We start from the raw sequence: 24,513 nt of genomic DNA on the forward strand, positions 1-24,513 counted from the left end.
ATTTGGTATTTTATTAATAATAACAATGTAGGCTGTAATAATTTAATGCTCAGGACAAGTTTAGCTGTATATGGCTGGTTAAATTGGGCTGCTCGAGGTTATCAAAGAGCTAGTAGCTATATTGCAAGTTCTTGTGGCTTATTTGTGCTTATAGACACAGAAGAAAGTGAATTTCTTAGCACTAGGCCGATAATAACTAAGTTTGTACAAGAAATTCAAAATAATATGTTCATTCTTTTCTGTATATTTCTGGTTCTTGCTGTTATTGCCCATATTTTAACCAAGAAAACCAGCCTTGATGTTTGGAAAGAGATAAAGTTTATTCTTGATAGATACCAAGAAAAGTGTTTTCCAGACAATAAAGAAAAAGATTTACACCGAGTGACTTTGTTTAGATTAGAAAAACGCAGTCTGTTTAGGCGACACTGGTCCTCTAAAAGTTGGCTAAACTTCAGGGGGCATTGCAGGCTGTTTTCGAATTTCTTGGTGCCGGTGCTACGTTCAGGCCATATTAACGGCAAATCGAATACTTTTTTCCAAGTTGGTAGTGATCAGAACTATGAAGGTGTTGCAGGTCTAGCTTTTAGACAGAAGTCACAAGTTACGGTAAAGAATTTACCAGATCTAAGCTCACCATTGATGGAAAAAGTAAAAGATAGAAAGCGATTAATTACTGAGTATGCGCAGCAAACAAATTGTAAAAGAGAGATGATCGAAAAATGGGTTGGGCTTGGTAAAACAGTTCCAAGATCAATTGCTGCAACTCCTGTAGAAGTTAATGGTCAGATATGGGGTGTTTTAGTGTTAGACAGTACATCGCCTGAAACATTGAGTGCCGAATCAGTTTCAGACTATACTGTTGTCATAGCTGTTATTGGAAAGCTATTGGAGAGAATGTGATGTTAGTTACTAAATGGGTGCATGTACCTGAAAAAGCGATTAACAAACCTCGCCAAATTGAGCAGGATGGCGTCAAATTTACTCAGTCCATATCACCATGGGATTTACCTCAGCAGTTCCGATTTTTAATTGACAGAGAGTCTCTAACAATCGAATGGCGTTATCTCTCTGATTCTGAACCAGTAAGACGTAAAGATTTTCCGGATGGTTTTGCTGTTGAAATAGGTAAAACGTCTTCAAGGATATACAAAATTACTGTTTCTTTATCAACACTAGAAAAGAGCATTTCAGCTATGCCAACAGATGAAGCTGAAGCTGCTACAAGTGCTTTAATAAAAATGAGAAATGCTTTAGCTGAAATGGAAAATTACCCTAACGAAAACAATAAAGTTGCAATGACTAAAACAGCACATTGGTGGGCCAATCTCCCAAATAAAGCAGAGTTATTTGCGGACGCTATGTAAAGTTAAAACGCCGGAAAGTTTCTATCTCCGGCGTTTTTAATTCCTTAGAATATAGATCTTGATGAAGTATTACTTGTCATCACTTCTTCGGCTGGGCGATTTTTAAAATTTCGGTTAAACCGGCTACTGCGCCGCCGATATTAGCCAGCTCGGCTGGTACTATCATGGTGTTGTTGGCTTTGGCCAGGTTACCGAACTCTTTTACATATTGTTCTGCTACGCGCAGGCTTACTGCTTCTTGTCCGCCCGGGTGGTTAATGGCTTCGGCAATCTGGCGGATACCTTCGGCGGTAGCAACCGCGATAAGCTCAATTTCTTTTGCGCGGCCTTCGGCTTCGTTAATCTGGCGCATTTTGTCACCTTCAGACAGGTTGATGACTTCCTGCTTTTGGCCTTCAGATACGTTAATCATGGCCTGGCGCTCACCTTCTGATTTGGCAATAGCGGCACGGCGCTCACGTTCGGCGCGCATTTGTTGCTCTAATGCGTCTTTAATGCTGATTGGCAGCTCAATATCGGCAATTTCGTAGCGCAGCACTTTTACGCCCCAGGGGGCTGCGGCTTCGTCCAGTGCTTTTACGACTTCTTCGTTAATTTTGGCGCGTTCTTCAAAAGTTTTATCCAGATCGGTCTGGCCGATAACCGAACGCATAGTCGTTTGTGCCAACTGCGCTGAAGCGTAACGGTAGTCATTGATACCGTAACTGGCTTTGTGCGGGTCAATAACCTGCAGGTATAAAATGCCGTCAATACCTACCTGTATGTTATCCCGGGTTACACAGGTTTGGCGCTGCACATCGATCACTTCTTCTTTTAAGCTATGGATATAGGCTACTTTATCGACAAAAGGGATCAGAATATGAAAGCCTGAATCCAGCGTGCGTGAATACTTACCAAGGCGTTCAACAACAAAATTGCTTTTTTGCGGCACTACGCGCGCGGTTTTAATAATGGTAATAACAACGGCGATGGCGAAACCAGCCATTAAAATAGTGTTGATATCAATGGTTTCCATCAGATTTACTCCTTAAACAGATGGTTATTTACAGAAATTAGGTTGGGTTGGTGGCAGATACCACCAGTTTGATACCGTGATTGGCCACAACAAAGGCTACATCACCGGCTTTTAGCGCATCGGCTGACTCGGCATCCCACTGTACGCCGTTTAACACCACGCGCCCGGCACCCTGCTGAAAATCGCTGTGTACGGTAACGCGGCGGCCAATATCATCAGCCAGCCGGGACGGTTGCTCTGTGCTGTCGGCAGTATAACCAACAAACCAGCGTTTACAGCGACCACGGGCAGTAAACAGTAATACCAGCGATAACACGCCGAACAATAAATACTGCACGCTGTAGCTTTCAATCAGGCCGAAATTCAGCAATAAACCAACAATAATGGCGGCAATACCAAAAAACACCGCAACTATGCTGGTGGCCATAAGCTCAGATAAAATCAGCACTATGCCAACGATGATCCAGATGGTAGCAATACTCACTTATTTTGCTCCGTAACAATTGTTATGCTGCACATTAACGTAAGGCATACAAAGCGGTCAATCTAATACGTAATTGCTTTGTAACAGCATTTTACGCCGTCGGCACCAACGCTATACAAGCCAGTGCCGGGGTAACGTAAATGGCTAAACCGGGCTAAACAGTTTTTGCTCCAGGGTTTGGCCTTTGGTGAGGTTGCGGTAGCGCCAGCCATTGGCCGCTAAGCATTGCAGCACGGCCAGGTCAAAATCGGCGTTGTGCTGCGGGTTATAGCTTAGCACCAGCTCTCTGCGCTGGGCACAGTGCAGATCAATTAAGCCGGGCAATTGGCGCAGAGCCGCGCTGATGGCGTCGCTATTGTCCTGCTCTAAGTGCAGGGTAAGGTGTTGCAACTGCTGTACGGTATTGTCGCTGTTGCTGTGTTGTTTTAGCTGGCCATTTTCCAGATACAGCACGTTATTACACAGTTGCTCCAGCTCAAAAATATTATGCGAGCTAATCATAAAGCTAACTTCACCACTTAAGCGGCTGATCAACTGGCGAATATGCAGTGCATTTACCGGGTCCAGCCCGGCGGTGGGCTCGTCCAGCAGCACCAGTTGGGGGGCGCCGATAAACGCCTGGGCAATAGCTGCCCTTTTTCGCATGCCGTGGCTTAGTGCGCCGGCTTTATGTTGTAGTTGCTCAGTAAGGTCTACCAGTGCCAGCACGCGCTTGCTTTCTTCGCGGGCGGTTTTACTGCTTAAACCTTGTAAGCGGCCGTAAAAATCCAGTTGTTCGCCAATGCTAAAGGCGGGGTCAAACTGGGCATCTTGTGGCAGGGCGGCAACCTTACCAAACAGGGCGCTGCTACCGGCTTTATGGCCGAAAATACGGGCGTTGCCAATGTCCGGGCGCAAATAGCCGCATAAAATGCTGAATAAGGTGGTTTTACCGGCGCCATTGGGGCCAATAAGCGCAGCGACATCGCCCTGGTGTAGTTCAAAACTAAGTTGCTGCAGCACAGTTTTGCTGCCAAAGCGCTTTGCCAATTGCTGGCACTGAATAATGGTGTTCATAGGGCTTTCCTTGTTAACAGCATTGTGGCACCACTTAGTAGCACCAAGGTTTGCAGCAGCGGCAGCATGGCATGTTGCAGAGTTTGCCAGCCTTGCATAGGCAGCAACTGCATGACCTGGGTGCCAGGCATATAACCGAGTAAAAACAAGAAATCAGGAAAGTAGAAAACAAAAGTGCTAAGCAGCACAAACGCCAGCCCCAGGCTGACAATGGCCAGGCTTACCGCAAGGCGGGATGAACGCACCATGGCAGAAAAACAGCTCATTAGTGCCGTAAAAGGCAGTAACACCAGTAGTAAATTAACAGCAATAATAGCAGCGGCGTTTAGCATAGCCAGGGTTAAGCCGCCTTCACGCCAGGCTGCCAGCGACAACGTGGCTACCAGGGAGAGCAATATTAAGCAGCTTTGCACCAGCATCTGGCCGCTAAAACGGCCCAGTACTATGCTTAACCGGCTGCTGCGCAGTGCCAGCAAGCGCAGCGTGCCCCGTTCTAAATCACTGCATAGTTGGTTAGCGGTAAAAAATAAGCACAGCAGCGGCAACAGCAATAAACTGAGGATCCAGTATATTGCCAGCTCTGGCACGGGCCAGGCAAATAGCTGGCTTAAACCAAAAGCACCAAAAACATCGCGAAACATTTGCTGAAAGCCTTCACTGGCAATCAAATCGCTGGCGGGAGCTATGGCATAACGTAGTAGAAAAAACCACAACACCGTTGTAGCGGCTAATGTCATCAGGCCTCGGCGGGTTAGCCACAGGCGGCGTAGTTCAAAACCGGCATACAGCCCGGCGTGTTGCAAAGTCATTATAAGTTTTGGCATAGCTGCTTCCTGAGCATGGTGTTATCAGAGGTTTAACAGCTAATGCTAAGCAGCAATAATGCCAATTATTTAGTTGTTAAAAATCATTGCTTTATGTTTTTCGCCATCTGTCTTTGGTGCATGTTTGCCAAACAATAAGTGAATTTAACCACTAAAATGGCATTTCAGCGCCCGTGTTTGCCATAACCCGGATGTATTATTGTGCGGCAATAATTTTAATTTCAATTTTCCAGCCCGGATCCGCCAGTTTAGCCTCAACAGTAGCGCGGGCCGGTGCTTGCCCCGGCGCAACCCAGTTATCCCATGCCAGGTTCATTGCGGCATAATCGGCCATATCGGCCAGGTAAATAGTGGCGTCAACCAGTTTGCTTTTATCGCTGCCGCACTGGGCTAACAAGGCATCAATTTGTGCCAGCACATCTTCTGTCTGTAAGGTGGCATTGTTGCTGGTGGTAGACGGCACCATACCGGCACAAAAAATTAAACCGTTAACAATTACCGCTTCAGAATAGCGGCTGGCAGGTAAAATACGTTGAATAGTCATGTGTTACTCCTTTGATCTTTGGCAACAGGTTAACCTGAAGCACAGCTTATAACCAGTTAGAGTAGTATTGGTAGCAGGTAAAAAAAGACGCGCTGTCAGGATGAGAGCAGCGCGCCAAAGTCGTGGTTGGGAGGTACACGAATCCTTTTGTTAGTTAAATACGGGCATCAGTTGTACAGGTAAAACGCTGTGCTGTTGTGGCTGTTTGTTTCAATTAAATCGTATTGCTTCATTTGTGGTATTGCTTGCTGAATTTGACTTTCCAGCGCATCTAAGGCTTGCAGGTTGCTGCACATGGCATCGCCACGTTGTTCCAGCGCCTGGGCTTTAATATCCATCCGCGCTTCTAAATCTTTACCAAAGTGTTCCATGCGTTCGCCAAAGGCTTGCATGCGTTGCTCAAAATTGCCTTCGCTACTGGTCATGGCTTTACCCACCTGCATTAAAATACTGCCCATCGAGTTGGTAACGGCTTCTTCAATGGCTTGCTCAAACTCGGCACCAAAGGCGTCATCCAGGCTGTCTAAACGGCTGCCGTATATGTTGATATTCTCGCCACTGCTTACAACGATGTTCCCGGTGCTGGTTTTAATGTTGTCCAGCGCAGTTTGCAGCGCCGGATGCTGCTTAAGCGAACTACCGCTAAGCTCGGTTAACACTGAATCTACTGCATCAGCCGCCAGCACCAATGCGTCTTCTACCAGAGCTACGGTTTCCAATGCTTGCGTGCGGACCCCGGCCTGATACTCGCGCAGCAGTGCCTGGGTATTGCTGTCGGTGGTAACAGCTTTGCCATCCAGCCACAGCTGGCCGTTGTTATTAATGCGCCACAGTTCGGTATTGCCATCTTTCATGCTGACCAGCTGGCTGCTGATAGCCAGGTCTTTATCAAATTTAATGTTACAGCTGTGCCCGTCGTGTGCCATCACGGCAGTACTAATGCTGGTTAATATAAAACTGCCGGCAATAAGTAAGTTTTTCATTTTGGTTATCCTTTAGGCTGTTAGCCGTTGTTAATCACGCCAGAACTATTACAAAGTTAATACTTACAAAGTTGATGCCAATGTTTAAGTCGATGTTATTTATAAAAAAGTTTGAATGCCGCTGCGAAATATTTTTCCGTGCTTAGCATTTTTCACTATTTTTTGGTCTGTTTATCAGTGCTGCGGTATAACAAAGTAGCCGTTTTTAATTACTTATTGGAATAAAGAAGAGAGATCCATTCTTTTACTGATATACATATAGATGGCTAAAATGGCTGTAACTATTGTGAGCAGGGTGTTTTATGCTTTTATCTTCGTTAGTAGCGCAGGCCAGTCCGTTGTCTGAGCAGCAGGTAAGCCAGCTGCAGGGCTTAGTAAGCCAGTTAAACCCTATCCAGCAAGCCTGGGTTAGCGGTTACCTGGCGGCCAGTGCCCAGCTTGCCGGGCAATTAGCTGGCGCGGCGACAGCGGTACCGGCTGCGGCCAGTGCCGGCCTGACCATTTTATTTGGTTCACAAACCGGCAATGCGCGGCATCTGGCAGAAGCTTTAGCCAAACAAGCGCAGGGTAAAGGCATGGTGGCCAAGGTGGTTGATATGGCCGAATACAAAACCACTCAACTGAAGAATGAGCAATATCTGGTTATTGTTACTTCTACCTATGGCGAAGGCGAACCGCCGGAAAACGCCATTGGCCTGCATAATTTTTTATTTAGCAAAAAGGCACCGAAATTAGCCGGGCTGAAATATGCTGTGCTGGGCCTGGGCGATACCAGCTATGAGTTTTTCTGTAAAACGGCGCAAGACTTTGATCAGCGCTTAGCCGAGCTGGGTGCCAGCTCTGTACTGCCGCGCATTGATCTGGATGTTGATTATCAGGCCCAGGCTGATAGCTGGAGCAGCGAACTGGTTACTAAGCTGGAGCCGGAGCTTAAAGCTTCTGCTGCCCCGTCAGCACAGGTTATAGCCTGGCCCCGCGTGGATTCGCCGGGCGCAGACACAACCACAGGTGCCGCCAGCCAGTACAGCAAGCAACAGCCATTTACCGCTGAGCTGTACACCAACCAGAAAATTACCGGCCGTGATTCAACAAAAGATGTGCGCCATATCGAAATTTCACTGGCTGGCAGTGGTTTAACGTATCAGCCGGGTGATGCGCTGGGTGTATATTTCAATAATGATCCCGAGTTAGTACGCGAACTGCTGCTGTTAACGGCTATTGCCCGTGATACGCCGGTTGCGCTCTCTGATACCAGGCTAACCATAGAACAGGCATTAACCGAGCAACTGGAGTTAACTCAGTCGTATCCGGCTTTTGTCGAGAAATACGCTGCTGCTACCAACAATGCGGCGTTAACCGCGCTGACCGCCGACAAAGCTGCACTGCGCGCTTACATTAACGAGCGGCAGATTATCGATATAGTGCGCGACTATCCGGGCTTACTCAGTGCCCAGCAGTTAGTGGATGCACTGCGCAAGCAACAGCCACGGTTATACTCTATTGCCTCAGCCCAGGCCGAGGTAGAAGACGAAGTGCATTTAACCGTCGGTGTGGTGCGCTACGATGCTTACGGCCAGCCGCATCTTGGCGGTGCCTCCGGCTTTTTAGCTGAGCGCCTGGCAGAGGGCGATAAGGTAAAAGTGTTTATTGAGCACAACAATAACTTCCGCTTACCCGCTAACGACGACACGCCGGTAATTATGATTGGGCCCGGCACTGGTATAGCGCCGTTTCGCGCCTTTTTACAACAGCGTGATGCCAACGGCGCCGCTGGCAAAAACTGGTTATTTTTTGGTAACCCGCACTTTACCCAGGATTTTTTATACCAGCTGGAGCTGCAGAATTACCTCAAGCGTGGCCTGTTAACTAAGCTGGACGTAGCCTTTAGCCGCGATCAGGCGCAAAAAGTGTATGTGCAGGACAAACTGCGCCAACACGGCAGCGAAGTGTGGCAATGGTTACAAGACGGCGCCCACCTGTATATTTGCGGTGATGCCAACCGCATGGCGAAAGATGTGCAACAGGCGTTACTGGATATAGTGCAACAATATGGCGCTAAAACAACACAACAGGCGCAAGCTTATTTAGACGAATTACGTGTCGCAAAACGTTATCAGAAGGATGTGTATTAATGAGTCAGTATCCAATTAATCCAGATTTAGTGGCTCCGGGTGCACTGTCTGATAACGAGCGTTTAAAGGCTGAAAGTCAGCATTTACGTGGCACTATCGCAGCCGATCTGAAAGATGAGATCACCGGCGGTTTTAACGGCGATAACTTTATGCTGATCCGCTTTCACGGCATGTATCAGCAGGACGACCGTGATATCCGCGCTGAACGTACTGCACAAAAGCTGGAGCCGCTGCACAATGTAATGCTGCGTGCCCGTATGCCGGGCGGTATTATTACGCCGCAGCAATGGCTGGCAATTGATAAATTTGCTGCCGATAACACTATGTATGGCAGTATCCGCTTAACCACACGGCAAACTTTTCAGTTTCATGGCGTGTTAAAGCCACATATTAAACCAATGCATCAGTTTTTAAACAGCATTGGCATTGACTCTATAGCTACTGCCGGCGACGTTAACCGCAATGTGCTTTGTACCTCTAACCCGGTGGAATCAGAACTGCACCAGCAGGCATACCAGTGGGCGGCAAAGATCAGCGAGCATTTACTGCCGAAAACCCGTGCTTATGCCGAGATCTGGCTGGATGACGAAAAGGTAGAAACTACCGAAGTAGAGCCAATCCTTGGCGATACTTACTTACCACGCAAGTTTAAAACCGCAGTGGTTATTCCGCCGCATAACGATATCGACGTACATGCCAACGACCTCACTTTTGTTGCCGTAGCCGAACATGGCCAACTGGTGGGTTTTAACGTGCTGGTAGGCGGCGGTTTAGCCATGACGTTTGGTGATGATGCTACTTACCCGCGTATGGCTGATGACCTGGGGTATGTCGCGCTGGAACATACGTTAAAAGTAGCTGAGCATGTGGTAACGGTGCAGCGTGATTACGGCAACCGTTCCAACCGTAAAAATGCCAAAACCAAATACACGATTGATCGCATTGGCCTGGAGGCGTTTCGTGCTGAAGTTGAAGCGCGCACCGGCGTGGCTTTTGCGCCTGTAGTGCCATACAGCTTTACCAGCCGTGGTGATCGGATTGGCTGGGTAGAGGGTATCGACGGCAAACACCACTTAACCCTGTTTATTGAAAACGGCCGGGTGCTGGATTTCCCTGGTAAGCCGCTAAAAACCGGTTTAGCGAAAATTGCCGCTATTCATCAGGGGGATTTGCGCATGACGGCGAACCAAAACCTGATTGTTGCCGGTGTACCTGCCGCGCAGAAAGCCGAAATTGAAGCGATTGCCCGCAGCCACGGCTTAATTGACGATGGCCACAGCGAACAGCGCAAGAACTCAATGGCTTGTGTGTCTTTCCCCACCTGCCCGCTGGCGATGGCCGAAGCCGAGCGTTATCTGCCGGAGTTGGTAACTAAAGTAGAAAGTTTATTGGATAAGCACAGTATTGCTGATGAACACATAGTACTACGTGTTACCGGCTGCCCGAATGGCTGTGGCCGTGCGATGCTGGCCGAAGTTGGCCTGGTAGGCCGTGGCCCGGGCAAATACAACTTGTATTTAGGCGGTAACCGCGAAGGTACCCGTATTCCGCGCCTGCTGCTGGATAACGTTGGCGAAGCCGATATTCTGGCCACGCTGGATGGCTTAATTGGCCGCTGGGCCACTGAGCGCAGTAACAATAGCGAAGGCTTTGGTGATTTCGTGATTAGGGCCGGTGTAATAGCGCCGGTAGTGGTGCCCAAAGATGACTTCCATAGCTAAAGCATCGCGTACAGATTACCGCGCTATTCTGCAGCAGGATGATGCTACGCAACGTGCCTGGCTGGCTGAGATTAACCATCATCTTACGCCGCTAAGCGCGGTAGAGCGGGTGCGCTGGGCGCTGCATAACCTGCCGCAAAACCCGATGCTAAGCTCCAGCTTTGGTATCCAGGCGGCGGTAATGCTGCATCTGGTTACGCAGCAACAGCCGGATATTCCGGTGGTATTAACTGATACCGGCTATTTATTCGCCGAAACCTATCAGTTTATTGACCAGCTTACTGAGCAACTTAAGCTGAACCTGAAAGTATACCGGGCACAGCTAAGCCCGGCCTGGCAGGAAGCACGCTTTGGTAAATTATGGCAAAGTGCGGAGGGCATTAAGCAGTACAATCAGCTAAATAAAGTAGAGCCAATGCAACGTGCCCTGCAGGAGCTGAATGTAGGCAGTTGGTTTACCGGCCTGCGCCGCAGCCAAAGCAGCAGCCGCGCCGATAAAGCCATTGTTGAGATCAGCCGCGGTGTAGTGAAAATTCAACCGATTATCGACTGGAGTAATAAAGACGTATTTTATTACTTAAAAGAACATGGCTTAAGTTACCACCCGTTGTGGGAGCAGGGTTATGTTTCGGTAGGTGATACTCACTCCACGCAAAAGCTGGAGCTGGGTATGAGCGAAGAAGACACCCGCTTTAACGGCTTTGGCCGAGAGTGCGGCCTGCACGTAGACGGAGATGGTATTTAACCTTACCCAATAAAAAAACTGATGTTACTTTTATTCAGTCTCTGCCATAGTCAATATTAGTAGGAGTACTTAAGCAGAGTTAGGGTATGCAGAAAATCTGGTCAGGCTTGGTTGTTGTCATGTCAGTGTTTTTAACTGCTGCTGCGCCGGTGGATAGTGGGCTGACCATTTACACTGAGCATTTCCCGCCATACAGCTATTTGGCCAGTGACACTGTTACCGGCCTTAACACTGAACTGGTAAGGCTGAGCTGTGAAAAAGCAGGCTTAAATTGTCATTTCTTACTTTACCCCTGGTTACGTGCTTATGAAGCGGCGCAAAAAGAACCGGCAGCGGCTGTTTATTCTACCTCGCGCAACGCACTGCGTGAGCCGCTGTTTAAGTGGGTTGGACCACTGGCGCATTCGCATGCCAATATGTACCGGTTAAAAACCCGGCCTGATATTAACCCTGCTACGCTGGAAGAGGCAAAACGCTACGTGGTGGCGGTTGCGCGGGGCGATGTGTATGAACTGTATTTACAAAGCCAGGGCTTTGAGCACGGCGTTAATTTGCTTGGCCTTACTGCCAAGGCCGATGCTGTAGGTTTATTTTTGCAGGGCAAAGTGGATCTGCTTATTGGCTCGGAGCTGATTTTGCCGGTGTGGCTGGCAAAATATAACGAAACGCTGGACAGTATTGAGCCGGTGCTGGATTTATCTGTTGTGGGGGCAAATTATTTAGCATTGAATCTGGCAGTACCAAACGAAACGGTTGAAAAACTACAGCTCGCATTAGACGAGCTGTATAGCAACGGCGAGTATCAGCGTTTGATGCAGCTTTATATTCATAACAACTCAAACTGATATTCCGTGTCATCTTTACGTAATGTCATCACATTATTGTTAAACGTTACTTTGGGTCTGCTTTGCAAAAAGCTGCTAAACGCTTGTTCGCGCTGCATTATGGGTTCTGAACATGCCATCATGGTACCGGCCAGTTGAGAAACCACCAAACTGCCCTCATCTATGCTGTAATTGCCAATCATATTGTTGCAACCGGTAAAACCTGTCAGGCGGTTGTCCTGCAGGCTAAGGCGCAGTGGTTTGAGAGGAGTATCGTTGTTTAGTTGCTGGTACTGGCCTTGTGGCAAGCTTAATTGCTGGCAGGCAGTAACTAACAGCAGCAGACAGCAAGCTGCGACAGTACAGAGAAAATGCTTAGTAAACATAACAGGCTCCTGATGCGTTGTGTGGTGATACCACAATGCCATAGCGTAGCTAAGCACAGGCTGAACAAGCGGCAAAAAATATTTTACATCAAAAAAAGCGATTAAATTAATTTGTTTTATTCGTTTTGACAACTGATTGCAGCACGGTACACTGGCTGCAGTTGAAACATTACCTGTGAACCAACCTAAAGGAGTAAGACTATGTCTTCTATTATCAACACTAAAATCAAGCCGTTTAAAGCTACTGCATTCCATCAGGGTAAATTTGTACCAGTTACTGAGCAAGACTTAGCAGGCAAATGGTCGGTTGTCGTATTTTACCCGGCTGACTTCACGTTTGTATGTCCTACAGAATTAGGTGACCTGGCTGATTTCTACGCTAAATTCCAGGAAATTGGTGTTGAAGTGTACTCAGTATCTACTGACACACATTTCACGCACAAAGCATGGCACGATGCGTCTGAAACTATCAAGAAAATCAACTACCCGATGATTGGCGACCCAACAGGTGCCATCACCCGTAACTTCGGTGTAATGATTGAAGAAGAAGGTTTAGCCCTGCGTGGTACTTTCGTAATTAACCCTGAAGGCGAAATCAAAGTTGCTGAAATTCACGACTTAGGTATCGGCCGTTCAGCTGCAGAACTGTTCCGTAAAGTACAGGCTGCACAGTATGTTGCTAACCACGATGGCGAAGTATGTCCAGCTAAGTGGACACCGGGTGAAGCTACTCTGGCTCCATCACTGGATCTGGTTGGTAAGATCTAAGTAGTGCAACAAGCTGCAGTTAATGCAGCGGGATCTGGTTACAGCCTGCCTTAAGAAGCTGTAACTCAGCTTCCCTCTGCCAAACTCCGGTTTGGTATCCGGGCAGGCAACGCCTGCCCGGATTACCCCAAAACTGAATATTCACAGTCTGTTTTACAGGCTGAGGCTTTGTGACGCTGATTTTTTATCGTCTTATTATTTACCCAGTTAATTTTCCGGGAGTTTTTATGTTAGATACTAACCTGAAGCAACAATTAAAAACCTATTTGCAGAACCTGAAAACCGAGGTTGAACTGGTGGTATCTTTAGACGATAGCACCAAAGCTGCTGAAGTAAATCAACTGGCAACCGACATTGCTGAGTTGTCTGATTTAGTGTCATTGCGCCGCGATGACAACGCCCTGACACGCAAACCCGCCATGCTGGTGCGGTCGGTGGCTAACGACACCCATATCACCTTCGCCGGTGTGCCACTGGGCCATGAGTTTACCTCTTTAGTACTGGCGCTGCTGCACTCAGGCGGCCACCCGATTAAAGTGGCAGCCGATACTATTGAGCAAATCCGCCAGTTGCAGGGCAGCTTCGCCTTTGAGACCTATGTGTCATTAAGCTGCCAAACCTGCCCGGAAGTGGTACAGGCGCTGAATATTATGTCGGCGATTAACCCCGGCATTACCAACGTAATGATTGACGGTGCCATGTTCCAGCAGGAAGTGGCCGACAAAAACATTATGGCTGTGCCATCAGTGTACTTAAATGGCGAGTTGTTTTCACAAGGCGCCATTACACTGGAAAAAATTATCCAGAAACTGGATGTAAACGCGGAAAAACGCCAGGCAGAAGCACTGAAAAACAAAGCTGACTTTGATGTGCTGGTAGTGGGCGGTGGCCCGGCCGGTGCGGCAGCTTCTATTTATGCTGCCCGTAAAGGCTTAAACACCGGTATTGTTGCCGAGCGTTTTGGCGGTCAGGTAGCCGATACAGTAGGCATTGAAAACTTTATTTCGGTGCAGTACACCGAAGGGCCAAAACTGGTAAACAGTTTAGAAGCCCATGTGCGCGAATATAACGTTGATATTATGAACAACCAGCGCGCTGTAGCACTGCGTAAAGATGGCAAGGTACAGCTTGAGTTGCAAAACGGCGCCGTGCTGAACAGCAAAACGGTAATTTTAAGCCCCGGTGCGCGCTGGAGAGAAATGAATGTGCCTGGCGAGCAGGAATACCGTGGTAAAGGCGTGGCGTACTGCCCGCACTGTGATGGCCCACTGTTTAAAGGCAAAAAAGTAGCTGTAATTGGCGGTGGTAACTCGGGAATTGAGGCGGCTATCGACTTAGCCGGTATTGTTGAGCATGTTACCGTGCTGGAATTTGCTGCTGAATTACGTGCTGATGCGGTACTGGTGAAAAAAGCCAAATCGATGGGCAATATCACTATTATCACTGAAGCGCAGTCGACCGAAGTTACCGGCGATGGCAGCCGTGTAAATGGTATTAACTACACTGATCGTAAAACCGGTGATAAACATCATGTGGAACTGGCCGGTATTTTTGTACAGATAGGTTTGGTGCCAAATACTGAATGGTTACGTGGTGCGGTGGAATTATCACCGCGCGGTGAAATCATTGTCGATGAGCGTGGCCAAACGTCACTGCCTGGCGTGTTTGCTGCCGGTGATGCCACTACAGCGCCGTACAAGCAAATTATTATCGCTATGGGCTCGGGCGCCAATGCTGCCCTGGGTGCTTTTGACTATATGATCCGCCAGTAAGCGGATAGCGTAACAGTTTAGCTTCACTCTCTCTGTAGCTTTGACGGCAACTTCGGTTGCCGTTTTTTTGCTTCCGGCTTCATCGCTGCTTATTACAATCTTTGCATTAATTCCTTTTAGTTATATCTGAGCGTAATTAACTATTTTATAAAAGCCATACAGACGGCTATGCTGCAAGCTTGAAATTCAAGTAGCAACCTGACAGCAGGAGCTGGTGTGCAGTACTTACCCTTATTTGTAAAGTTAACCGATAAACCGGTGCTGATTGTTGGCGGTGGCTCGGTAGCGCTGCGCAAAGCTGGTACTCTGCTAAGTGCTGGCGCCAGGCTAACTGTTGTTGCTAAGCAATTCGCCGATGAATTTGTCCAGTGGCAACAACAAGGTAAAGCCACTCTGATCCCCGGCAGCTTTGACCCGGTGCAACTAGATGGCAAGTTGTTGGTGATTGCTGCTACCGATGATGAACAGCTAAACGACAGCGTGTATCAGGCAGCTTCGGCGCGCAATATGCTGGTCAATACTGTGGATGATCAGCCTAAATGCGGCTTTATCTTTCCGTCGATTATTGACCGCAGCCCCATTTTAATTGCTATCTCCAGCTTTGGCACTGCCCCGGTGTTGGCAAGGCGGCTGCGGGAAAAACTGGAAACCCTGCTGCCACAACATTTAGGACCGCTGGCTGAATTAGTGGGGCGTTTTCGCAGCAGAGTTAAGGCGAAAATAAGCGGTTTTGCTGCCCGGCGTCAGTTTTGGGAGCAGGTATTCGATTCTGATGTGGTGCGTGATGTGCAGGCAAACCAACTGGAAAACGCCGAACAACGCTTACAGCAACTACTGGATGAACCACAGCAACAAGCCGGTGAAGTTTATATCGTCGGTGCCGGCCCCGGTGACCCGGAGTTGTTAACACTAAAAGCCCTGCAGCTGATGCAACAGGCTGATGTAGTGGTATACGACTACTTAGTGTCGGCACCCATTATGGAACTGGTGCGCCGTGATGCTGAGCGTATTTGCGTTGGCAAAAAAGCTGGCGATCATTCAGTGCCCCAGCAGGATACTAACCAACTGCTGATTGATTTAGCTCTGGCCGGTAAAAAAGTTTGCCGCTTAAAAGGCGGGGACCCCTTTATTTTTGGCCGTGGCGGTGAAGAAATTCAGGCACTGATACCACACCATATTGCCTTTCAGGTAGTACCGGGAGTTACTGCTGCTGCCGGCTGTGCGGCCTACGCCGGTATACCGCTAACCCACCGCGACCATGCGCAAAGTGTGCAGTTTGTTACCGGCCATTGCCGGGCAGATGGCAGCGAGCCGGATTGGCACAGCATGAGTAAAGCTAACCAGACACTGGTTATTTATATGGGGCTGATGAAAGCCAGCCATATTCAGCAACAGCTATTACTGGCTGGCCGGGCGGCAAATACACCGGTCGCCATTATTGAAAACGGTACCCGCAGTGATCAGCGGGTAGTTACCGGCAGCCTGGAGCAACTGGCACAACTTATCGCGCACCACCAGCTCGGTTCACCAGCTTTGCTAGTTATTGGCGAAGTGGTAAGCTTGCAGCAGGACTTACATTGGTTTGGTAAGCGGCCGCAACCTGCGGTGTTTAACCAAACCATTACCCAGATGGAATGAGGATCATAAACATGTCTGAAGTAGCAGGCACTTTGTCACATCTACAGCAGCTGGAAGCGGAAAGCATTCATATTTTCCGCGAGGTGGCCGCCGAGTTTAAAAAGCCGGTCATGCTGTATTCAATTGGTAAAGACTCGTCAGTATTACTGCATTTAGCCCGCAAAGCCTTTGCGCCGGGCAAAATACCGTTTCCGTTGTTGCACGTTGATACCAACTGGAAATTCCGCGAGATGATCGAGTTTCGCGATCGCCTGGCCAAACAGTACAACTTTGAGCTGCTGGTGCATAAAAACCCGGAAGGCTTAGCAATGAATATTAACCCTTTTATTCATGGCAGTGCCAAACACACCGACATTATGAAAACTCAGGGTTTAAAGCAGGCGCTGAATACCTACGGCTTTGATGCGGCCTTTGGTGGTGCGCGGCGCGATGAGGAAAAATCCCGTGCTAAAGAGCGGGTGTATTCGTTTCGTGATAAACACCACCGCTGGGATCCGAAAAACCAGCGGCCGGAACTGTGGAATCTTTACAACGGTGCTATTAACGAAGGCGAAAGTATCCGCGTGTTTCCGCTGTCAAACTGGACAGAGCTGGATATCTGGCTGTATATCCTGCAGGAAAAAATCGACATAGTACCGCTGTATTTAGCCAAGCCGCGGCCGGTTGTTGAACGCAGCGGCACGTTGATCATGGTAGATGATGACCGTATGCCACTGGAGCCGGGTGAAACACCGCAGCTAAAGTCAGTACGCTTCAGAACCCTGGGCTGTTATCCGTTAACCGGCGCTATTGAATCTACCGCCGATACGCTTGAAGGCATAGTGGAAGAAATGCTGCGTGCCCGCACATCAGAGCGCCAGGGCCGGGTGATTGATCAGGATCAGTCGGGTATGGAATTGAAAAAGCGCGAGGGGTATTTCTAATGTCAGCATCTTCGGTTACCTCGTTAAACGAGCAATTAAACAGCCTGGGCATTCGTGGTTATTTACAGCAGCATCAGGACAAAGGCTTACTGCGGGTACTCACCTGTGGCAGTGTGGATGATGGCAAAAGCACCTTAATTGGCCGCCTGCTGCACGATAGCCAGCAACTGTATGATGATCAGTTGGATGCGTTAAAGCGCGACCATAAAGGCCGCAACAGTGACGGCGAGCTTGAACTGGCAATGCTGGTAGATGGCTTGCAGGCTGAGCGTGAGCAGGGCATTACTATCGACGTGGCCTACCGTTATTTCTCTACTACCGAGCGCAAGTTTATTCTGGCCGATACGCCCGGCCATGAGCAATACACCCGTAATATGGCTACCGGCGCATCTACCTCGGACGTCGCCATTTTGCTGATCGATGCCCGTTACGGCGTGCAAACTCAAACCCGGCGCCACAGTTTTATCTGCGCTTTGCTGGGTATTAAGCATTTAATTGTTGCCGTTAATAAAATGGATATCGTTGGCTACAGCGAGCATATTTATAACACTATAGTGCAGGACGTACAGGCACTGATGGCGCAATTGCAGGTGCCAACGGTAGATGTGGTGCCTATTAGTGCGCTAAAGGGCGAGAACATTTTAGCGCTGTCTGCCAATATGCCGTGGTACACCGGTACAGCCTTACTGCCACTGCTGGAAACCCTGCCAATACCACAGCATGGTGGAGCCGCCACCCGGTTTCCGGTGCAGTATGTTAACCGGCCGGATCTGGATTTTCGTGGTTTTGCCGGTACTTTGGTCAGCGGCCGTTTAGCTGTTGGTCAGGCTGTTACGGCGTATCCTTCGGGCAAAAAAAGCACCATTAAGCAAATTGTCAGCTTTGCCGGTGAACAACCTTCCGCCCGCGCTGGCGAGGCTATTACGCTGACTCTGAGCGACGAAATTGATATCAGCCGTGGCGATTGGCTGGTGCCGTCAGACGATACAGTTAACCTGAGTAACCGGGCTTTGGCCTATGTAGTGTGGTTTAATGAACAGCCGCTGCAAACCGGCCGCCTGTACGATTTAAAACTGGCGACGCGTAAAAGCAGTGTTAGCATTAACCGGCTAAACCATAAGGTAAATATTAATACGCTGGCGCAGGAAGCGGCAGAGCAAGTAGCAATAAATGATATTGCACTGGTAGAGCTGGAGTTAACTGAAACGCTGCCGCTGGATACCTTCAGAACCCAACCCGGTACCGGTAACTTTATTCTGATTGACCGTTTAACCAATGCCACAGTAGCGGCCGGATTAATTCAGAATGTGCTGGCAGAAGAAAAAGTTGCCGCCAGTAATATCAGCGCTTTTGAGCTTGAGCTGAATGCACTGATCCGCAAGCATTTTCCACACTGGGGCGCGCAGGATGTGCGTGAGTTGTTTAAGGCTGGATTGGATAAGGAAAAACCATAATGCCGTATCAGCAGTACGGTGTCATCGCCCTGCTACTGGCGTTGGTAGCGGGGCTGGTGCTCAGCAAGCGCTCGCCGGCACAGTGGTTTGGTGGTGCTCTGCTGCTGAGTTATTTGCTTGGCTGGTTACCGCTGGAAAGCGCCTTGCAAAATTTCGCCAATCCATCGCTGATTACGCTGCTATTGCTGTTATTAGTGTCAATTGGTATTGAAAAGTCGCAGCTGGTTAGCTGGTTAAGCCGGGGGTTCTCCGGCAAACGTTTAAGCAGTGTTATTGCCCGTTTAAGCTTATCCAGCGCTTTGATGTCGGCTTTTATTAACAACACTGCGGTGGTATCTACGCTGATGTCATCGCTTCGGCATCATAATCATTTTGCCGCATCAAAATTGCTGTTACCGCTGTCGTACAGCGCTATTCTCGGTGGTATGCTCACACTGATTGGCACCTCAACCAACCTTATTGTTAATGGTTTTGTCGAGCAAAGCGGTGAACCGGCGCTGGGCTTTTTTGACTTTACCCTGCTCGGTGTTTTGGTGTTAGCCGCCGGTACTGTTGTGCTGGTGATCGGCAGCCACTGGCTGCCCGACAACAGCAAAAATGCCAGCCAGGCCACGCCATATTACCTTACCGCCCATGTGCGTAGCGACAGCCAGCTAATTGGCAAAAGTGTAGAGCAAAACCAGCTGCGTGAGCTGCAGGCACTGTTTTTGGCAGAAATTCAGCGCGGCCCGCAGCGTATTTGCCCGGTAACGCCGGAAACGGTAATTGAAGCCGGTGACGAGTTGCGGTTTGTCGGCGATCTGGAAGCGGTATCGCGCTTACAGCAATTTCCCGGTTTAGAATTACTGCGCCAGGATCAGCAGCAGGGTGAGTTACTTGAAGCTGTGCTGAGTTATAGCTCGCGTTTAGTGGGTAAAAGTTTAAAACAAATCCGCTTTCGCCATGAATATGATGCTGTGGTTATAGCAGTGCGCCGCGGCCATGAACGCCTGCAGGGCGGTTTAGGCGATCTGGTGCTGCATGCCGGTGACGTATTAATTTTATCCGTCGGCAAACATTTTCCCGGCCAGCATCAGCTTAGTCAGGAGTTTATTTACGTTAATGGTTTAGCTATTTCTACACCTTTATCAAAAAAGCGCAGTCATTGGGTATTGCTCGGTTTTGTTGCCGCACTGGCGTTGTCTGTTTTTGACATAGTGCCGCTGATTAAAAGCTTGCCGGTACTGCTGCTTGCCTACGTTGCCGGTGGCGCGGTAACGGTAAATGAAATTAAAAACCGTTTTCCGCTGGAGCTTTGGTTAATTGTGGGGTCGGCTATCGGTTTGGCGCAGCTGATGATCCAAACCGGCGTAGCCGGGCAGGTGGCAGCTGGCTTAATTACGCTGGTAGATGGTAGTGGTGCTTATGGTGCATTAATCGCCGTATTTATTGCCACCTGGTTATTTACCGAGCTGGTAACCAATAATGCTGCCGCAGCACTTACGTTCCCTATTGCCTATGCGATAGCGCAAAACCTGGGCGTAGACCCGGTGCCATTTTTTATGGCAGTAGCCTTTGGCGCTTCAGCCAGTTTTATTTCGCCGTTTGGTTATCAAACCAACCTGATGGTGTATTCGGCCGGTAATTACCAGTTACGGGATTATATTCGCCTCGGCGTACCGATGGCGTTGGTATACGGTGCGGTAGTGTTGATATTTTTACCGCTGATTTATCCGTTTTAAGTGATGAAAAGCAATGACACATAACGATATTAAATGGCAACAGCACGATGTTAACGCTGCGCAGCGCGAGCACTTATTTGGCCACCAAAGTGCAGTGATCTGGTTTACCGGTTTTTCCGGCTCGGGCAAATCGACTGTGGCTAATGCACTGGAGCAGGCGCTGGCCGCACAGGGCAAACATACTTATTTGCTTGATGGTGACAATGTGCGCCACGGTTTATGCGCTGATTTAGGCTTTAGCGCTGAGGACAGAACCGAAAACCTGCGCCGTGTTGGCGCAGTAGCAGGTTTAATGGTTGATGCCGGTTTGTTGGTGTTAAGCGCCTTTATTTCGCCGTACCGCAATCAGCGTGAACTGGTAAAAAGCCTTGTTCCGCCGGGTAAGTTTATTGAAGTGCATATCGCTACCCCGCTGGAAGTATGCGAGCAGCGCGATGTAAAAGGGCTGTACAAAAAAGCCCGCGCTGGTGAAATTAGCCACTTTACCGGTATTTCTGACCCATACGAAGCGCCGCAAGCTGCCGATCTGGTGCTGGACACTTCGGTAACATCGCTGGAAGATAGCGTGCAGCAGTTGTTGGCGTTGTTAAAGCAAAGGGAAATTATCCGATGAATTATTTGCCAGCCATTATCGACATAGCAGAACAAGCTGGTCAGGCGATCCTGACGGTATATCAACAAGACAACGCCGCTTTTAATATCACCGGCAAAGCCGATGCCTCACCGTTAACAGCCGCCGATTTAGCTGCGCATCAACTCATTGTTAAGGCGTTAACGGCACTGACACCAGAGTTGCCGATTTTATCTGAAGAAGCCGCTGATATCAGCTGGAGCATCCGCCAAAACTGGCAGCGTTACTGGCTGGTTGACCCGCTGGATGGCACCAAAGAGTTTATTAAACGCAACGGCGAATTTACCGTTAATATCGCGCTTATTAATAATGGTGAACCTGTAATGGGCGTAATTCACGCCCCCGTGCTGGCAAAAACCTACTATGCTGCTAAAAGCGAAGGCGCTTTTGTTAAAGCTGCTGGTGAGACGCGTGCTATTCAGGTTGCCAAATCTGGCAATACCGTGCGGGTGGTAGGCAGTCGCAGCCACCCCAGCCCTGATCTGGCAGGTTATCTGGCGCAATTTGCGCAGCACGAAATGGTGCCGGTGGGCAGCTCATTAAAGTTCTGTTTAGTGGCCGAAGGCAGTGCCGATGTGTATCCGCGCTTTGGTCCGACTATGCAGTGGGACACCGGCGCAGGCCATATTATCGCGCAGGAAGCCGGTGCTACAGTAAGCTTTGATGGTATTGCCGCTAAGGTGTATCAACGCGAAAACCTGCGCAACCCTAACTTTATTGTGTCTGCGCTAACGCCGTAAAACGGCACTGAGTTAGCGACGAACAGGCCAAATTTGGTTACACTAGCTAAATACCCAAACTAATTGAAGTTGTAGCTAGGCGGCAAGCGAGTGAATCCCCATGAGCATAGACTGCTATGTGATTGGGGTGAGCGAGCGCAGCCAACAACGCTGCAGCTTTAAGTAGGACGGGGATTTATAGGTGAATTATGCGTTTAGATAAATATATATGTGACTGCACCGGTTTAACCCGCAGCCAGGCCGGTAAAGTGATCCGGCAAAAATTAGTAACAATAAACGGCGAACTGGTAAAACAAGCCGCTTTGCAGGTTAACAGTGACGACGTAGTGTGCCTTGATGGCGAACAGCTACAACTGATTGGCCTGCGCTATTTTATGCTGCATAAACCGGATGGCTATATTTGCTCTACCGACGACCCGGATCACCCGACAGTATTCACCTTAATGGACGAGCCGTTAATAGAGCGGCTGCACACTGTCGGTCGGCTCGATTTAGATACTACCGGTTTAGTATTAATCACCGATGACGGCCAGTGGTCGCACCGTATCAGCAGCCCGAAACATCACGTAGCCAAAACCTACCGCGTCTGGACAGCTGACCCAATTCCTACAGCAGCCATTGCGCAATTTGCCGAAGGTGTAATGCTGCGTAACGAGAAAAACGCCACTTTACCCGCCGAACTGGAAATTATCAGCGAAAACGAAGCCCTGCTTACCATTCATGAAGGCCGCTACCATCAGGTAAAGCGTATGTTTGCTGCTATTGGCAATAAGGTTGAGCGGCTGCACCGGGAAAAAATCGGCGGCTTGCAATTGCCGGATGATTTGGCGGAAGGGGAGTACCGGCAACTGACAGCGGTTGAGCTGTCGCTGTTAAAGGGCTAAAGCTATGCGCTGCGCGCTGTTTTTCTTGTTATGTTGCAGTAGCGCTGTAGTCGCGGATGACGCTGAATGGCGTTTTTATAAGGCGGCAGGCGAAACCCGCGTAGAATACCGCCACGATGCCGGGAAACTATTGGAAGTCAGAGCGCAAACCAGGGCTAATTCAACGGCCGCAGCCTTCCTGCATTTGTTGGAAGACACCGCCAATATCAAAACATGGGCGGCAAACACCGAAAAAGCCGAACTGCTGGGCCAGCCAGATACCAACACTCATATAGTGCATACTTATTTCAGCGCCACCTGGCCTGTATCGAAACGCGATATGGTAACACAATCAGTTTGGCAACAAGATGCTGTCAGTGGCGTGCTGACCATACAGGTGAGTGATGTAGGGCAGCTTTATCCACTGGTTAAAGGCTATATGCGGATGCAACGCGTGCAAGGGTTGTGGACTTTAACGCCGCAGGCTGATGATGTATTGCTGATCCAGTATCAGGGCCAGGCCGACCCCGCCGGTAAGTTACCGCACTTTATCGGTGATAAAGTGGCGTTAAAATCTGTTCTGGAAACATTTCAACAGTTGCAGCAAGTGCTGCCCGCATACCAACGCCCTGATCCTAAAATGTAGGATAGTGCCGGGGCACAATTTCATATTGAACAATACCTTTACTAATATCACATCTTGCGCTGTAATTTTTATTCAAGTACATTTTGCTGGTGCTTACGCAGCACTGGGTGCCAAGTTGTAAAGCAGGGATTGCTTCAATAAAGCTTTTCTTTTAACTTCTTCAATCTTGTACAGATTGAGCACTGTATCCATAATAAAAAACATAAAGGATATCAAAATGAATAAGATTCACTTAATAACGGCTTTGTTATGTGCTGGTCTGATGGCAGGTTGTACCATCAAACACCCGGTTGCTAAAGACTATCCGCAGTATCTTGCTAATAATAAAGGCGAAGTTGTGCTACCTAAATCTACATTGGAAGCAGACTACGAGATTGCTACAGGTACAGAAACGCATCGTTATGAGTTCCGGGCAGCTACGGTGGGCTATGCGCATTTGTGGATCGTGGAATTTGGTCAGATGCTGGATGCAACGTTAAAGTCAGATGATGTACAGGCATCATTTGGTAAACTGTCTAAAGTAAATGGAACACAACAGAACCCTGGCTTACTGCGTTTCAACCTGGAAAATTATGAGTTTAAAGATCATATGGCGCATGTGACATTAAATATTAGTCTGGAACAGAATGGCAAAACCGTGCTGAATAAGACATATCATGCCAAAGGTAAATCGCAGGGCGGTAAGATGTTTTTTGGCGGTCCTTTTGCAATGAAAAATGCAACGCAACAATCGACTAAATTTGCTATTGATGAAATTCTGCGGGACTTTATCAATGACAGTAAAGTTGCAGCTGTGGCCGGTATTTAATTAATTTAAAGAAGGCGCCATTTCGGCGCCTTAATATCAAAACTTAACCAAATCGCCTTTTAATGCGACACCGGCCATAATGGCACCGGCTCCGCATTGGAACTCAGTAGCACTGCTGAATTCTTTATTCTGATAGTTAGAGCGGATATTGACGACAGCATCATAACCCCTTTGCTGGGCGGCTTCTTGCAGCACTTTCAGTGCAGACAACAATACCCACTGGCAGGCCTCTTCGTCTGATTTACCAAATGCATTGGTTTTACGGCTGGTACTGATTTCGCCCCAGTTGCTGCTAACGGCCGGATGGCTTTGGCCGGCAAAGTATACCGGCACGTTATGTAATGCCTGATTAGCTTTATCGGTACCGATAATTTTATCCAGTGGCAGGCTTAATACATCGTTTCTGGCTTCAGCGGTACCGCAAATCAGTGCTGCTGACATTGCAACTAACATTATTTTTTTATTCATCTA

At 48.6% G+C, this 24,513-nt stretch carries 25 protein-coding genes; 17 read left to right on the forward strand and 8 right to left on the reverse strand.

From position 1 onward, the window contains the following. The first annotated feature begins 45 nt into the window (after nt 1-45). Both M2404_RS03415 and M2404_RS03420 read left to right on the forward strand, forming a co-directional pair. Nucleotides 46-900 carry a GAF domain-containing protein gene (locus tag M2404_RS03415; protein WP_259238324.1) on the forward strand — a complete coding sequence of 285 codons (855 nt, stop codon included), beginning with the start codon at nt 46-48 and terminating at the stop codon, nt 898-900. Then, the gene (locus M2404_RS03420; protein WP_259238325.1) at nt 897-1,364 is read left to right on the forward strand and encodes a hypothetical protein; all 468 of its coding nucleotides are present in this window, start codon (nt 897-899) and stop codon (nt 1,362-1,364) included. Before M2404_RS03415 ends, M2404_RS03420 begins: the two co-directional genes overlap by 4 nt. A 79-nt stretch (nt 1,365-1,443) precedes the next feature. Here the strand turns inward: M2404_RS03420 and M2404_RS03425 are convergent, their stop codons facing one another. The 6 genes from M2404_RS03425 to M2404_RS03450 form a co-directional block, all read right to left on the reverse strand. Continuing rightward, nucleotides 1,444-2,379, reverse strand: coding sequence for an SPFH domain-containing protein (locus M2404_RS03425; RefSeq protein ID WP_259238326.1), 936 nt, complete (start codon nt 2,377-2,379; stop codon nt 1,444-1,446). Nucleotides 2,380-2,416: 37 nt separating this feature from the next. Beyond that, complete coding sequence (locus M2404_RS03430) at nt 2,417-2,863, reverse strand: NfeD family protein (protein WP_259238327.1); 447 nt, start codon at nt 2,861-2,863, stop codon at nt 2,417-2,419. Nucleotides 2,864-3,007: 144 nt separating this feature from the next. Next, on the reverse strand, nt 3,008-3,919 hold the full coding sequence (locus M2404_RS03435) for an ABC transporter ATP-binding protein (RefSeq protein WP_259238328.1): 912 nt from the start codon (nt 3,917-3,919) through the stop codon (nt 3,008-3,010). After that, on the reverse strand, nt 3,916-4,743 hold the full coding sequence (locus tag M2404_RS03440) for an ABC transporter permease (RefSeq protein WP_259238329.1): 828 nt from the start codon (nt 4,741-4,743) through the stop codon (nt 3,916-3,918). Before M2404_RS03440 ends, M2404_RS03435 begins: the two co-directional genes overlap by 4 nt. 196 nt (nt 4,744-4,939) lie before the next feature. Beyond that, nucleotides 4,940-5,287 carry a RidA family protein gene (locus M2404_RS03445; RefSeq protein ID WP_259238330.1) on the reverse strand — a complete coding sequence of 116 codons (348 nt, stop codon included), beginning with the start codon at nt 5,285-5,287 and terminating at the stop codon, nt 4,940-4,942. A gap of 167 nt (nt 5,288-5,454) precedes the next feature. Beyond that, nucleotides 5,455-6,270: a YggN family protein gene (locus M2404_RS03450; protein ID WP_259238331.1), complete on the reverse strand. Its 816-nt coding sequence runs from the start codon at nt 6,268-6,270 to the stop codon at nt 5,455-5,457. 302 nt (nt 6,271-6,572) lie between these two features. On the opposite strand from M2404_RS03450, the gene M2404_RS03455 reads away from it, so the two are divergent. From M2404_RS03455 to M2404_RS03470, 4 genes are all read left to right on the forward strand, one after another. Beyond that, entirely contained in the window at nt 6,573-8,402 is a 1,830-nt protein-coding gene (locus M2404_RS03455; protein WP_259238332.1) for an assimilatory sulfite reductase (NADPH) flavoprotein subunit, read from the forward strand. Beyond that, nucleotides 8,402-10,123, forward strand: coding sequence for an assimilatory sulfite reductase (NADPH) hemoprotein subunit (gene cysI, locus M2404_RS03460; RefSeq protein WP_259238333.1), 1,722 nt, complete (start codon nt 8,402-8,404; stop codon nt 10,121-10,123). Before M2404_RS03455 ends, cysI begins: the two co-directional genes overlap by 1 nt. Next, nucleotides 10,107-10,868, forward strand: a complete 762-nt coding sequence (locus M2404_RS03465; protein WP_259238334.1) for a phosphoadenylyl-sulfate reductase — start codon at nt 10,107-10,109, stop codon at nt 10,866-10,868. The genes cysI and M2404_RS03465 overlap by 17 nt, the downstream gene beginning before the upstream one ends. Nucleotides 10,869-10,954: 86 nt before the next feature. Beyond that, on the forward strand, nt 10,955-11,713 hold the full coding sequence (locus tag M2404_RS03470) for a substrate-binding periplasmic protein (RefSeq protein ID WP_259238335.1): 759 nt from the start codon (nt 10,955-10,957) through the stop codon (nt 11,711-11,713). On the opposite strand, the gene M2404_RS03475 is transcribed toward M2404_RS03470, so the two are convergent. Next, nucleotides 11,695-12,078 (reverse strand): META domain-containing protein, encoded by a 384-nt coding sequence (locus M2404_RS03475; RefSeq protein WP_259238336.1) that lies wholly within the window; start codon nt 12,076-12,078, stop codon nt 11,695-11,697. The two genes, M2404_RS03470 and M2404_RS03475, sit on opposite strands and share 19 nt — an antisense overlap. 201 nt (nt 12,079-12,279) lie before the next feature. On the opposite strand from M2404_RS03475, the gene ahpC reads away from it, so the two are divergent. The 11 genes from ahpC to M2404_RS03530 all read left to right on the forward strand — a co-directional run bounded on the left by ahpC (nt 12,280) and on the right by M2404_RS03530 (nt 24,042). After that, nucleotides 12,280-12,846, forward strand: coding sequence for an alkyl hydroperoxide reductase subunit C (ahpC, locus tag M2404_RS03480; protein ID WP_259238337.1), 567 nt, complete (start codon nt 12,280-12,282; stop codon nt 12,844-12,846). Between the two features lie 227 nt (nt 12,847-13,073). Continuing rightward, a complete protein-coding gene (ahpF, locus tag M2404_RS03485; protein ID WP_259238338.1) occupies nt 13,074-14,618 on the forward strand; it encodes an alkyl hydroperoxide reductase subunit F in 1,545 nt (514 codons plus the stop codon). A gap of 216 nt (nt 14,619-14,834) precedes the next feature. Next, nucleotides 14,835-16,256, forward strand: a complete 1,422-nt coding sequence (gene cysG, locus M2404_RS03490) for a siroheme synthase CysG (RefSeq protein WP_259238339.1) — start codon at nt 14,835-14,837, stop codon at nt 16,254-16,256. Between the two features lie 11 nt (nt 16,257-16,267). Further along, nucleotides 16,268-17,179 carry a sulfate adenylyltransferase subunit CysD gene (gene cysD / locus M2404_RS03495; protein ID WP_259238340.1) on the forward strand — a complete coding sequence of 304 codons (912 nt, stop codon included), beginning with the start codon at nt 16,268-16,270 and terminating at the stop codon, nt 17,177-17,179. Then, nucleotides 17,179-18,633, forward strand: coding sequence for a sulfate adenylyltransferase subunit CysN (gene cysN, locus M2404_RS03500; RefSeq protein ID WP_259238341.1), 1,455 nt, complete (start codon nt 17,179-17,181; stop codon nt 18,631-18,633). The genes cysD and cysN overlap by 1 nt, the downstream gene beginning before the upstream one ends. Then, nucleotides 18,633-20,354 (forward strand): SLC13 family permease, encoded by a 1,722-nt coding sequence (locus M2404_RS03505; protein ID WP_259238342.1) that lies wholly within the window; start codon nt 18,633-18,635, stop codon nt 20,352-20,354. The genes cysN and M2404_RS03505 overlap by 1 nt, the downstream gene beginning before the upstream one ends. A gap of 13 nt (nt 20,355-20,367) precedes the next feature. After that, the gene (cysC, locus tag M2404_RS03510) at nt 20,368-20,967 is read left to right on the forward strand and encodes an adenylyl-sulfate kinase (RefSeq protein ID WP_259238343.1); all 600 of its coding nucleotides are present in this window, start codon (nt 20,368-20,370) and stop codon (nt 20,965-20,967) included. Continuing rightward, a complete protein-coding gene (gene cysQ / locus M2404_RS03515; protein ID WP_259238344.1) occupies nt 20,964-21,725 on the forward strand; it encodes a 3'(2'),5'-bisphosphate nucleotidase CysQ in 762 nt (253 codons plus the stop codon). Before cysC ends, cysQ begins: the two co-directional genes overlap by 4 nt. 188 nt (nt 21,726-21,913) lie before the next feature. Then, the gene (gene rsuA / locus M2404_RS03520; RefSeq protein WP_259238345.1) at nt 21,914-22,609 is read left to right on the forward strand and encodes a 16S rRNA pseudouridine(516) synthase RsuA; all 696 of its coding nucleotides are present in this window, start codon (nt 21,914-21,916) and stop codon (nt 22,607-22,609) included. A 4-nt stretch (nt 22,610-22,613) separates the two neighbouring features. Next, nucleotides 22,614-23,234 (forward strand): START domain-containing protein, encoded by a 621-nt coding sequence (locus tag M2404_RS03525; RefSeq protein WP_259238346.1) that lies wholly within the window; start codon nt 22,614-22,616, stop codon nt 23,232-23,234. 217 nt (nt 23,235-23,451) lie between these two features. Next, entirely contained in the window at nt 23,452-24,042 is a 591-nt protein-coding gene (locus M2404_RS03530; RefSeq protein ID WP_259238347.1) for a hypothetical protein, read from the forward strand. Nucleotides 24,043-24,078: 36 nt separating this feature from the next. Here M2404_RS03530 and M2404_RS03535 read toward each other — a convergent pair whose 3' ends face one another. Next, nucleotides 24,079-24,510 carry an excinuclease ABC subunit A gene (locus M2404_RS03535; RefSeq protein ID WP_259238348.1) on the reverse strand — a complete coding sequence of 144 codons (432 nt, stop codon included), beginning with the start codon at nt 24,508-24,510 and terminating at the stop codon, nt 24,079-24,081. Nucleotides 24,511-24,513 lie beyond the last annotated feature (3 nt).

The organism is Rheinheimera pacifica (genome assembly GCF_024809855.1).
Lineage (GTDB): Bacteria > Pseudomonadota > Gammaproteobacteria > Enterobacterales > Alteromonadaceae > Alishewanella > Alishewanella pacifica_A.